Here is a 13,014-nt window from a genome sequence, read left to right as displayed (position 1 = left end):
CCGGTAGCCGGTCCCTCAGGGCACCCGAGGCCGCCGCACCTCACCCCTCGAAGTCGTACTCCAGGATGTACGCGAAGGCGTCCAGCACCATGTCGTTCACCTCGACCGCCAGGCCGCCGGCGTCATAGGCGGTCCGGGCCACGAGTACAACCGGCACCCCGGGCGGCAGGGCCAGCCTGTCGGCCTCCTCGCCACTCGGCATCCGGCAACGGATCTCCTCGCGGAAGCGGATCGGCCGGTGCCCCAGTTCCTCAAGCCTGGCGTACGTGCCACCGGGCCCGGTGTCAGGCTGTGCGATCGGGGTACCGGCCACCAACTCCGCCGACAGGTAGGAGGTGGACAGCAGTACCGGCTTGCCATCGAGCAGGAACCGACGCCTGCGCACACAGACGCGCGCCTCTTCCGCGAGATTCAGCACCCCCGCGACCACAGCCGGTGCCTCCGCCTCGGTCACCTCGACCGAGTCGACGACCAGTTCGCGGTCCTCGGCGTCGGCTGACCAGATGGACTGCCCCGTTCCCCAGCGCGCATGGGCGAGACGTTGGATGCCGCGTCGCCGTACCGGCCTGAAGTCGCGCACGAACACACCAACGCCTTTGCGTGCCTCGACGACGCCTTCCGCCTGCAGGACCGCGAGCGCCTGACGGGCCGTCATCCTTGCCACGCCGTGCTCGGCCATGAGGTCGTTCTCACCGGGCAGCCGTTCCCCGGGCCCGTAGTCTCCGACCTCGATGGCGGCGCGCAACTGCGCTGCGATGCGCTGGTACTTGGGCTGACGCCGTCCGTCCCCGTCGCTCATCCAGGCCTCTCCTCCGATCACCTCTGGTCATCTTAGGTCCCAGGGTCACGGCCTCACGTCGAGACGCATCCACGATCGAGTGGACATCTCTAGAGATCTATTGAACCTGCCGGTGTGGCGCGCTTCACTGGCAACGTCTCTAGAGATGCATCGCCATCTCGCCTCTCCTCTGTCGCGGAGGTATTCGTTGTCACCACACAGTGCGTCGTCGCAGCCCGAAGGTCTCGACAGGCAGGAGGCTCAGTGGCGACTGCCCCGCAGGCCGCGCAGCGCGGGACATGCCCGTGCACTGCTGCGCGAGCAGCTCACCGAGTGGAAGATCGACGGTGATGTCGTCGATGCCGCCGCCTTACTGCTCTCGGAGCTGGTCACCAATTCCGTCCAGCACGCGAGGGTCCCGGCCGGGCGGGAGATCGGCGTACGCATCGCCCGGTACGACGGCTGCCTACGAGTGGAGGTCGCCGACGCCGACAGCACCCGCCCTCAGCCGAGACCGGCGGCCGTCGAGGATGAGCGGGGGCGCGGCCTCGAACTCGTCGCAGCGCTCGCGCAGCGATGGGGATGCTGCCCACGCCGATACGGCATCGGCAAGGCCACTTGGGCCGAGCTCGCGCTGCCTCGGTGAACAAGGTGTGTTGCTACGGGCGTGGCGTTGATCTTGGCGTTCCGGTAAAGATGCGGAAGCGTGATCTTGTTCCGTGCAACCCTGGCTAAACGTCGGGTACCGCACACAGGTTTCCGGAACTTGGAATGGTGATGTCCGTTTCCGTCCCGTTGACCTGGGGTTCTGTTGGGGCGTTAGTTACTCCTGGCTACTTTGTGAATCTTGTGGGCGGGGTGTGGCGGGGATGTGGACTTGGATGCGAGGTGGGCGCGAAGCGCTGCCCACGCCGGAGGTCCGTGCAGGGAGACCTGGCGGAAGACGTGGCCACAGGGCTGCCGCGGGCATGACTGCGGTCGTGTGCGCGGCGGTCATCGCGGCTCTCGTGCCTGGCCCGATGGCCTCTGCGGCGGGTGACGAGGCGGCTGATGCGCCGTTGTCGGAGGGGCAGAAGGCACTTGAGGCGGCGCAGGAGTCCGGTCAACGGGTTGAGGTGACCGGGGAGCGTACGGCGCGGACCACGGTGTTCGCCAACCCGGACGGTCATACGTTCACGCTGGAGGAGTCGTCGGTCCCGGTACGGGTCCCGGCTGCTGGTGGCGGCTGGCAGGCACCGGACGCGACGCTGGAGAAGCGGGCGGACGGCACGGTGGGGCCGAAGGGGGCTGCCGTGCAGATGGCGTTCTCCGGCGGCGGCGACGAAGCCCCGCTGGCGCGAATCGAGGACGAGGGCCGCTCACTGGCGCTGGACTGGCCGGGCGAGCTGCCTGCCCCACGCCTGGACGGGCCCAGCGCCGTGTACCCGCAGGTGCTGCCGGACATCGACCTGCAGGTCACCGCCACCCCGGAAAGCTTCAAGTACGTCCTCGTGGTCAAGACACCCGAGGCGGCGGCAAGCGAGGAGCTGGAGAAGCTCACCTTCGGACTGGACACCCAGAACTTGACGGTCCGCAAGGGCGCGGCGGGCAATCTGACCGCGGTCGATGGCAATGGCACGACGGTGTTCAAGTCTCCGCCGGCCCGTATGTGGGACTCGGCCGGTCAGACCGCTACCAGCGGCACGCAATCGCAGATGGTGACCGTGCAGGCCGCCGACACCCCGGCAGGTGCCCAGGTGGGCGAGCCGTCGGATCCGGCCGAGAGCGCGCCGTCCGGCTCCGGGCGGGAACCGGGCCAGGGCGACACGGTGGCCCGGATCGACGTCGAGGTCGCCAAGGACTCGCTGTCGGTGATCCCGGACACCGACATGCTGACCTCCACCGAAGAGTCGGCGTTCCCGGTGTTCATCGACCCGCCGGTGACGTGGGACGAGTCGGAACGCACCCTGCTGCGCAGTGACGGCTATGAGTCCTACGGGTGGGGCAACGGTGACGACGGCCTGGGCAAGGGCGCGGGCAAGTGCGGATCCTGGTCCGGCTACTACTGCGGCCCCGGCTATGTGCAGAAGCTGTACTTCGAGTTCTCACCGCAGGCGCTGAATGGCAAGTAGGTCCTGGACGCCACCTTCCGGGTCACGGAGCCGTGGGCGTTCCAGTGCGATCCGCGCTGGGTGGATCTAGTCCGCACGAACAACATCTCCTCGTCCACCACTTGGTCGTCGCGGCCGAAGGAGCTGGACTGGATGGGCGACCGGTGGGTGTCGGCCGGCCGCGGCTCGCTGTGTGATCCGGACTCACCGGACGCACCGATCGAGTTCAACGACAATCCCGAGGAGTCCAATGAGAACCTGACCTCGACCGTGCGGAACTTCGCAGCGGGCAAGTTCTCCCGTCTGACCCTGGAGATCCGGGCGCACGACGAGTCGGACACCTCGGCATGGAAGCGGTTCAAGAACGACGCGGTCCTGTCGGTGGACTTCGTGGGCCTGCCGGACAAGCCGACCGAGGTCGGCCTGCAGGGCGGCGGAACCAGTAAGGCCCCGGTTTGCGAGCCCAACGCGAGTGATCCGGCGATCATGTCCGACCCCACACCTTTGCTGAAGGCGACCGCACGTACGAAGTCGGGCGGAGGGGACGACGCCCAACTGCGGGTCTACTTCGACGTCGATGTACAGAACGCCGACAACACCTGGACGGATGTCACCCCTCCGGCCAGCGGTTCCCTGAGCCCCTCCACCGGATATGTCGGCGACGGACGTGCCTTGTCGTTCACGTGGTCGAAGCTCGCGGACGGCAAGCTGTATCGGTATCACGCGTGGACTTGGTCGTACTACGGCTCCAGCTACCTGAGCAGTGCCCCCTCCGACGGCTACTGCTACTTCCGCATCGACTCCCTGCCGCCCAAGGAGCCGCAGGTCACCATCGCCGCCCCGTACACCGAGTGCACCAGTGATGCCTGCGTGGCCGGTGGTGGGCCGGGTGTGGCTGCGTCGCTCACGTTCAAGCCGGCCACGGGGGACACCAACAGCGCCTACCAGTACAAGCTGTCCTCCGATGCGGCATGGTCGGCCGAGCTGACGGGCAGCACGGCCACGGCCAAGGTCACGCCCGGCCGCGGGGAGTTGTACCGCGTGTACGTGCGGGCCAAGGACAGCCTCGGCTGGGGCGGTCAGTCCGTGACCGACTTTCTCGTGGACTCGGGTGACGCCCCGGTCGGCCAGTACCACTTCGACGAGGCGTCAGGAGCCGGAGTCGACTCCGCCACCGTGGACGGGCGCGACGACGCGGCCCTCTACGGGCAGGCGGCACGGGACGACCGTGGCCGCCGCGGTGTGATCACCCATGACACCGCGGGCAACGCGCTTGAGACGCCGGTCACGGACAAGGGCCTGATCCTGAACGGAACCACCGACCATGCGGCCACCAGCGCGGCAGTAGTGGATACCCGGGCCTCGTACACGGTCTCTGCCTGGGCCATGCTCACCCCCGGCGTGGCGCACAACCAGACGGTCCTGGGCCAGGACGGCGGCTTCTACAGCGGCTTCTACCTCACCTACCGCGAAGCGGACAAGACGTGGTCGCTGAGCACGTCACCCCGCGACGACACCAACGGCAACATCACCGAGCAGAAGGTGACGGCCACCCAGCCCGCGGCACAGGGTGTGTGGACGCATCTCGCAGCCAAGTACGACGCCGGAAACAAGCAGATCAGCCTGTATGTGAACGGCCGTCTGCAGGGCAGTGACACGGTGTCCGCGGCCTGGGCAGCAGAGGGCCCGCTGCAGATTGGCCGGGTGCTGTGGCGCGATGCCTACACCGACTACTTCGCCGGCTCCATCGACGAGGTCAAGGTCTATCAGCAGGCGCTGACCGACGACCTCATCGCCGATGACGCCCGGCTGGTGAACTCTCCGGACCGCGCGGCGGTGGAGCTGGTCGCCGACTGGTCGGCCGACCGCGGCAGCGGCACCCTTGTCCAGGACACCACCTCCGGCTACGGCCGGTCGCTGTCCCTGTCCGGCGGTGCGGCACTGGACGGTGCGGCGATCGTGTTCGACGGCACGGACGACGCAGCTGTCGCCTCAGGCCCGGTGGTCGATGACACGGGATCCTTCACGGTCACCACTCTGGCGGCGCTCGACTCGGCCGCACTCGCCTCCAAGCCCGTCGGTTACACCGGGCAGGTCCTCGGGCAGCGCACCACGGACAGCTCGGCCTGGGGCATCTGGTACGAGCGGACCGGCAGCACGACCGTGGTCGACGAGGGGACGCTCGAGGAGAAGACCGTTCCTGAGGGCTTCTGGCGTTTCGGCCGGCTGAACGCCGATGGCACGTTTAGCGCGGTCGCCTCCAGCGAGGCAGCGGTGATGGACGGCATGGTCCGCCTGACCGGTGTCTTCGACGCCCAGGCCGGGACGATCAGCCTCTATCTGAGCCGCAGCCTCAACGGAGATCCGCAGGCCTTCACGGCGAAGGTGGGCTCGGGGGACTTCACTCTCGGCAAGGGCTTCAGCAAGGACAGCTGGCAGCACTTCCTGCCCGCCAGCGTTGCCGAGGCGCGCGTATGGGCGGGTGCGATGGCCACTGAGGAGCAGGTCGGCGAGACCGTGGGCGACTGACAAGCCGGGCGGTGGGGACAGCCGCCGACGCGGTTGTCCCCACCAGACGCAGACGCGGCAGACCCAGTGGCGGGCTGCGAACGGCGTGCGGAACTTTTCGAGATCCAGGAACTGGGTGGGGCGAGATCGATGGTCTTTGGCATAGGCACCTCAAGATGGCGTGGCGATGCACCACGCCGCACGGGCCGGCTGCTGGCGCAGTCGCTGGCTCTGGCGCTCGTCGTGCCCACGGGTCTGGCCCAGGTGGCACAGGCCGTGGAGACAGAGGGTCTGGGGCGTCCCGACACGCCCAGGACACCGTCGACCAAGGTAGAGGCGTTCGACGGGCCCGGCGCGAAAAAGGCACGCGCCAAGGTCACCAGGGAACGCAAGGCCAACGCCGCACAGGCCAAGCAGGCCACAGGAGAACGGAAAGCCGACTGGCCAGAGCGCGGCGCCGCTTCCCTCACGCTCACGCCCGGCGCACAACGCACTGCCGCACCGGCCGGTGTCCCCGTCACCCTGAAGCCGGAAACGCTCGCCAAGCAGCGTTCTACGGCTGCCTCTGCTGCGGCATCCGGTGATGCGCAGATCAACGTTCTGGACCAGAAGGCAGCCCGCCGAGCAGGTATCACCGGCGTTCTCCTGACGGCGGCGGCGCAAAGTCCGGGCACGGCAGGCCTGAGCATCGACTACTCCACGTTCGCGTCGGCCATCGGCGGTGGCTGGTCCCAGCGCCTGCGGATCGTGCAACTGCCGGCCTGCGCACTGACGACTCCGAACAAGGCGGAGTGCCGTAAGCAGACGCCCCTGCAGTCGGACAACGATCTCAAGAACCAGACTATTTCGGCTCAGGTCCCCCTTACCCAGGCGGCACCGGGCGCCCAGTCCACGCAGCTCCTGAGCCAGCCGGACAGTGCCACGACCAGCGCCACGGTGCTGGCAGTGACCGCCGCCTCGGCGGGTTCGGGTCAGTCACCCACGGGAACGGGTGACTATTCGGCGACGAAGCTGTCGGAGTCCTCGTCCTGGCAGGCGGGGGGCAGTTCCGGCTCTTTCACCTGGTCCCACGACTTCACCATGCCGCCGGCCGCGGCAGGCCCGGTGCCGCCGCTGTCCCTGTCCTACGACTCGGGTAGCGTTGACGGCCGTACCGCCACGACCAACAACCAGACCACGAGCGTCGGTGAGGGTTTCACCCTCACCGAGTCGTACATCACCCGCACCTACGGCTCCTGCGACGACGACGGTCACGACGATGTCTACGACCAGTGCTGGAAGTACGACAACGCGAGCCTGGTTCTGAACGGCAAGTCGACCCGCCTGGTCAGGGACAACAGCACCGGCGCCTGGCACCTGGAGAACGACGACGCCTCCACGGTGACCCGCTCCACCGGAGCGGACAACGGCGACGACAACGGCGAGTACTGGACCGTCACCACGGGCGACGGCACCAAGTACGTCTTTGGCAAGAACAAGCTCGACGGTGCCGCGGACCAGCGCACCAACTCCACGTGGACCGTCCCGGTTTTCGGTGACGACTCCGGCGAACCCGGCTACAGCAGGGGCGACGCCTTCGCCGACCGGGCGTTGACCCAGGCCTGGCGCTGGAACCTCGACTACGTCGAGGACACCCGCGGCAACGCGTCCACGTACTGGTACACCGCAGAGTCGAATTACTACAAGAAGAACAAGGCGACCAAGGCCGACACCCCCTACACCCGTGGCGGCTACCTCGACCGCATCGAATACGGCCTACGCAAGGACGCCCTGTTCACCGACAAGGCCGACGCCAAGGTCACCTTCACCTACAAGGAACGCTGCACCGTCGCCGACTGCGGCAGCCTGACCAAGGACACCGCGGAGAACTGGCCGGACGTTCCGTTCGACGCGATCTGCTCCAAGGACGACGACGAATGCAACGCGGCCGGCCCGTCCCTCTTCACGCGCAAGCGGCTGACCGGCATCGACACCTTCTCCTACACCGCCACCAGCACCGCCTACGACCCGGTGGACTCCTGGGTCCTGACCGAGGAGTACCTGGACGGCGGTGACATCGGCGACAGCTCCGACCAGGTCCTGGCGCTGACCTCGCTGCAGCGGACTGCGAAGGCCGGCGACACGACCATCAAGGTCGACCCGGTCACGTTCACCTACCAGTTGCGACCCAACCGGGTCGACGCCACTGACGACATCCTTCCCCTGACCCGCCCGCGCATCTCCACCGTCACCTCCGAGACGGGCGCGATCACCGAAGTGACCCTGACGCTGACGGAGTGCAAGCGCAGCGAGGTCCTGGGCGCGGCACCGGACACCAACACTCGTTCCTGCTATCCGCAGTACTGGCACATCAACGGTTCCGAGGACGCGGGGATCGACTGGTTCCACAAGTACCGCGTCACCGCTGTCGGTGTGCACGACGCCGCCGCCGCGAACCCGGCCGTGGAATACGCCTACTCCTACAGCGGCGCGGCCTGGCACCACAACGACGACCCGTTCATCCCGAAGGACGAGCGGACCTGGTCCGACTGGCGTGGCTACCGCCAGGTCACCGCCTACACCGGCGCGACCGGCGGCACCCGCTCCAAGACCGTCTCGCTCTATCTGCAGGGCATGGACGGCGACAAGAACAAGGACGGCACCACCAAGTCCGTCACCGTGTCCCCGCTGCTGGACACGGACGTCGACTTGACGAACGCGGTCGACAGCGACCGCTGGAAGGGAAGCCTGCGCCAGCAGGTCACCTACGACGGCAGCCAGCCCATCAGCAGCGTCTTCCACAACTACACCTACAAGAACACCGCCACCCAGACCGTCCCGGACGCCGCCGACCACACCGCCCTGTGGGTCCGCAACTCCTCGACGTACGCCAGCACCTACCTCACCGGCTCCAAGACCTGGCGCACCCACACCACCGGCCAGGCTTACGACGACCTTGGCATGGTGTACGCCGCGGACGACTGGGGGCAGGCCGGCCTGGGCGGCGACGAAACCTGCACCCACACCTGGTACGCCCGCAACCCCGACGTAGGCATCACCAGTCTGGTGTCCCGCACCCGCACTGTCGCCAAGCAATGCTCGGTCACCGACGCCAGTCTGAACCTGCCCGCCAACAGCACCGCCTCCGGTGACGTCCTCGCCGACACGGCAGCCGTCTATGACAAGGCGGACACCACGACCTGGCTGGCCACCCAGAAGCCCACCAAGGGGCAGGTCACCTGGACCGGCCGCGCCACCGGTTACTCAGCCAGCGCCGCGAGCGATGGACAGCGCCCGCCGTCCGGCTGGCAGACCGTCGCGACCACCACCTACGACGCTCTCGGGCGCCCCCTCGCCGTCACCGACACCGCCGGCCGCACCACCTCCACCGCCTACACGCCCGCCGACGCCGGCCCACTGACCAGAACGCTGTCGACCGATCCCAAGGGCTATCGCTCGGTCATCTACCTCGACCCGCGCCGCGGCCAGGCCTTGCGCAGCTACGACATCAACTCCAAGAAGACCGAGCAGAAGTACGACGCGCTCGGCCGGCTCACCGATGTATGGCTGCCCAACCGGTCCAGCAGCAGTCAGAGCCCGAGCGCCAAGTTCGCCTACCACCTCGACAACGGCGAGCCGTCCTGGGTGTCGACCTCGACACTGACCAACGCCGCCGACACCTACAACACGAGCTACGCGCTCTACGACTCTCTCCTGCGGCCGCTGCAGACCCAGACGCCGACCCCAGAGGGCGGGCGGTTGCTGACCGACACCCGCTACGACACCCGCGGCCTGGCCTACGAGACGTACGCCGACATCTTCGACAGCACCCGCACACCCAACGGCACCTACACCCGCGCTGAATACGGTCGCGCACCCCAGCAGACCGAAACCGTCTTCGACGGCGTCGGCCGTGCCACCACCAGCACGCTGTATGTGCTCGGCGTCAAGAAGTGGGCCACGACCACCAGCTACACCGGCGACTCCACCGCCACCACCGCCCTCGACGGCGGCTCCGGCCAGCGCACCATCACCGACATCCGCGGCCGCACCACCGAAACCCGCACCTACGCCGGTGAGAGCCCCGCCGACGCCGACTTCGGCACCGGGCCCGGCACCGGCTACACCTCCACCACGTTCGCCTACGGCCTCGACGGCCGACAGAAGACCATCACCGGCCCCGACGGCGCCACCTGGTCCTACGGCTACGACCTGTTCGGCCGCCAGACCAGCACCGACGACCCCGACAAGGGCAAGGCGACCACCGAGTACAACGCGCTCGACCAGGTCATCAAGACCACCGACTCCCGCGGCAAGTCCATCCTGAGCGCCTACGACGAACTCGGCCGCCCCACCGGCACCTGGGCCGGCTCGAAGACAGACGCGAACCAGCTCACCGGCTACACCTACGACACCCTCCTCAAGGGCCAGCCCACCACCTCCACCCGCTACGTCGGCGGCACAACCGGGACCGCCTACACCCAGGCCGTCACCGCCTACGACACCATGGGCCGCGCCATCAACACCGAACTGCGCCTGCCGGCCGACGATGCGTTCGTCAAGGCGGGCCAGCCGGCCACGCTCAAGTTCGAGACGGGCTACAACATCCCCGGCGCGGTGCAGAGCACCAGGGAACCCGCGCTCGGCGGCCTGGACGACGAGCAAACCTCGTACAAGTACGACGGCCTGGGCAACCTGACGGCGATCGGCAGCTACCTCACCGACATCGACTACTCCGCCCTGGCCGAACCGCAGACGCTGACCCTCGGCACAGGCGACACCAGCGTCTACATCGCCAACACATTCGAAGCCGGCACCGGCCGCCTGACCCAGAGCTACGTCCAGGATCAGATCCACCCCTACCGGCCGCAGGACCTCACCTACACCTACGACCAGACCGGCAACGTCACCCAGATCCGCGACAACACCACCCTCGGCGGCACCACCAGCGCCGACACCCAGTGCTTCACCTACGACGCACACCAGCGCCTGACCGAAGCCTGGACCCCCACCACCGACTGCACCGGAACCCCCAGCGCCACCGCACTGTCGGGCCCGGCCCCGTACTGGACCAGCTACACCTACAACACCGCAGGCCAGCGCACCACCGAAACCCAGCACACCAGCACCGCCACCACCAAAACCACCTACTGCTACACCAACACCAATCAACCCCACACCCTCACCGGCACCACCACCGACACCGACTGCACCAACCCCGAACGCACCTACACCTACGACACCACCGGCAACACCACCCAACGCCCCGGCGTCGCTGACAACGCCACCCAGAACCTGACCTGGTCGGAAGAAGGCAAGCTCACCCGCCTCACCGAGGGCGACCAGTCCGCCGACTACCTCTACGGCGCCGACGGCACCCTCCTCATCCGCACCACCGAGAACGGCGAACGGGTCCTCTACGCCGGCGCCACCGAACTCCACCTCCGCGCCGACGGCACCACCTGGGCCCAGCGCTACTACGCCGCAGGCGGCATCACCGCCGCAATGCGCTCCAACCAGACCGGCGGCGCCCCCAAGGTCACTTACCTCGTCAGCGACCACCACGGCACCTCCCACCTGGCCATCAACCGAGACAGCACCCTCACCTTCACCAAGCGCTACACCACCCCCTTCGGCGAAGACCGCGGCAAACCCCAGTACGGCCCCTGGCCCGACGACAAGGGCTTCCTCGGCAAAACCCGGGACGCCACCACGGGGCTCACCCACATCGGTGCCCGCGAATACGACCCAAGCACCGGCCAGTTCATCAGCGTTGACCCACTGTTGGAGGCTGACAGACCCCAGACCCTCAACGGCTACAGCTACGGGGCACAGAACCCCCTCGTCTTCTCCGACCCCACCGGGATGGGCCTCGCCTGCGGCGGAGCAGGCGGAGCTTCGGAGGGCTGCCCGAAGCGACCTGATGGCTCGAAGGGCAACGGACGCCCCAATGAAGCCGTATCTGGTCCGCCCAAGACCCAGCACCCCTGCAACAGCAACTGCGACAGCGGATGGACTGCATCCCATGCGCCGACGTCGAACGACGCCAACCAACTCATGACTTGGTTCTCCGAGTACAGCCCCAATGGGCGTGCTCCGGACGGCGACTACTGGTCCACTCCGATCATCCAGAACAACGGACCGGGCCAGGCGTGCTTCGGGCGGGAAGGCTGCCGCCAGGCGTGGCTGTACCTGACTCGGGGCGGCGAAGACCTTGCCAAGGCCAAGCACATCGCCGCGACCTACTGCCTGGACAACGCCCAGGCGTGTGTTGACGACGCCGAGGCATACGGCCGGGGAAAGGTCCTCGAAAGTCTCATCTACATGGCGATCGGCGGCGGCAAGAGCAACCGGGTAGCAAAGTCGCTTGGATGCAAGTGCTTCTTGGCCGGAACCGACGTTCTTATGGCCGACGGCGAGACGAAGGACATCGAAGACATTCGGCTCGGCGACGAGGTCATGGCCAAGGACCCGGAGACAGGTGAGGAAGGGCCGAGGAAGGTCACTCGCCTCATCAGGACCGAGGACGACAAGCACTTCAACGTCCTGTCCATCACAACCGAGGACGGCGTCGAAAAACTCACAGCCACCCACGAACACCCGTTCTGGTCTCCGTCCGAAGGCTCCTGGATCGAAGCCGGCGACCTCATCCCCGGCATGACTCTCCTCACCGACGACGGCGACACCGTCATCGTCACGCGCAACCACGCCTACACCAGCCACGCCACCACGTACAACCTCACCGTCGATGACCTCCACACGTACTATGTGCTGGCGGGCGAGACTCCGGTCCTCGTTCACAACTCAAACTGCCAGTTCTGGTCGCGGACCGACTACAACGGCCAGCGTATTTATCAGCGGGACGATCTGGTGAATCCGAGCTTTGTTTCGCCTGCGGACAAGTACGGTCGAAGCAATCTCAAGAGAATGAAGCAGGGCCTCGCCCCGATGGGCCCGGACGGCAAGCCGATGAACCTCCATCACATGCTCCAGACGCAGGACGGGCCGATTGCCGAGGTGACACACTCGATGCACTTCGGGAACTACAATCAGCTGCACTGGAAGGCGGGCACCAAGATCCCCAGCGGAATCGATCGAGATGCCTTCAACGCCTGGAAATCCCAGTACTGGAAGGACCGAGCGGCAGGATTTGGTGGATGATGAACGCTGTCGAGGCGAGTGAGCGACTGATCGAGCTGGTTCGCGGGAACGATGACATCGCGAACCACGCCGACGGCTGTGACGCAGGTAGGATGGCCGCCGCCGAGAATGATCTGAGTGTGGCTTTCCCTCCCTCGTACCGCCGTCTGATCGTAGAGTTCGGAACCTGGGATATCGCTGGTGAAGAATTTCTTGGCGTATATCAGACGCCCGCCATGGGGCAGAAACTATTGGGCTCCGTAGCGGAAACCCTGGATGCTCGCAGTCAGTACGGAATGCCATCCGATCTGATTGTTGCGATGTTTGATGGAATGGGTGGACTGGTTGTCCTCGATTCTTCTCAAGTGAATCAGGAAGGCGAGTATCCCGTCCTCGTCTGGAACCCCGGAATTGTGGACCGCGAGAGCATGGAGAGGCTCGGGGATGATTTCGGGTCCTTCGCATTCGCGCTGTGCCAGCGCGCTGTAACGCGCTGGCGAGAGTCCGACTGAAGCTGAA

At 66.9% G+C, this 13,014-nt stretch carries 4 protein-coding genes and 1 pseudogene; 4 read left to right on the top strand and 1 reads right to left on the bottom strand.

What is annotated here, in order from left to right; translation table 11 throughout:
• Positions 1-40: 40 nt before the first annotated feature.
• The gene (locus tag ACIGO6_RS20585; protein ID WP_399878128.1) at positions 41-799 is read right to left on the bottom strand and encodes a GntR family transcriptional regulator; all 759 of its coding nucleotides are present in this window, start codon (positions 797-799) and stop codon (positions 41-43) included.
• A gap of 187 nt (positions 800-986) precedes the next feature.
• On the opposite strand from ACIGO6_RS20585, the gene ACIGO6_RS20580 reads away from it, so the two are divergent.
• The 4 genes and pseudogenes from ACIGO6_RS20580 to ACIGO6_RS20565 all read left to right on the top strand — a co-directional run bounded on the left by ACIGO6_RS20580 (position 987) and on the right by ACIGO6_RS20565 (position 13,007).
• Entirely contained in the window at positions 987-1,424 is a 438-nt protein-coding gene (locus tag ACIGO6_RS20580; RefSeq protein ID WP_399878125.1) for an ATP-binding protein, read from the top strand.
• Between the two features lie 322 nt (positions 1,425-1,746).
• Positions 1,747-5,397 (top strand): annotated as a pseudogene (locus ACIGO6_RS20575) (LamG domain-containing protein).
• A gap of 129 nt (positions 5,398-5,526) precedes the next feature.
• Entirely contained in the window at positions 5,527-12,516 is a 6,990-nt protein-coding gene (locus tag ACIGO6_RS20570) for an HNH/ENDO VII family nuclease (protein WP_399878122.1), read from the top strand.
• Positions 12,513-13,007 carry an SMI1/KNR4 family protein gene (locus ACIGO6_RS20565; RefSeq protein WP_399878119.1) on the top strand — a complete coding sequence of 165 codons (495 nt, stop codon included), beginning with the start codon at positions 12,513-12,515 and terminating at the stop codon, positions 13,005-13,007. The genes ACIGO6_RS20570 and ACIGO6_RS20565 overlap by 4 nt, the downstream gene beginning before the upstream one ends.
• The last annotated feature ends 7 nt before the right edge of the window (positions 13,008-13,014 follow it).

This window comes from Streptomyces sp. NPDC053750 (genome assembly GCF_044544295.1).
Lineage (GTDB): Bacteria > Actinomycetota > Actinomycetes > Streptomycetales > Streptomycetaceae > Streptomyces.
This window is presented reverse-complemented; position numbering and strand designations above follow the sequence as displayed.

What these genes read in the sequence shown, in the direction of transcription:
- ACIGO6_RS20570 (WP_399878122.1), top strand. Translation starts at nt 5,527, where the DNA reads ATGGTCTTTGGCATAGGCACCTCAAGATGGCGTGGCGATGCACCACGC.
- ACIGO6_RS20565 (WP_399878119.1), top strand. Translation starts at nt 12,513, where the DNA reads ATGATGAACGCTGTCGAGGCGAGTGAGCGACTGATCGAGCTGGTTCGC.
- ACIGO6_RS20585 (WP_399878128.1), bottom strand. Translation starts at nt 799, where the DNA reads ATGAGCGACGGGGACGGACGGCGTCAGCCCAAGTACCAGCGCATCGCA.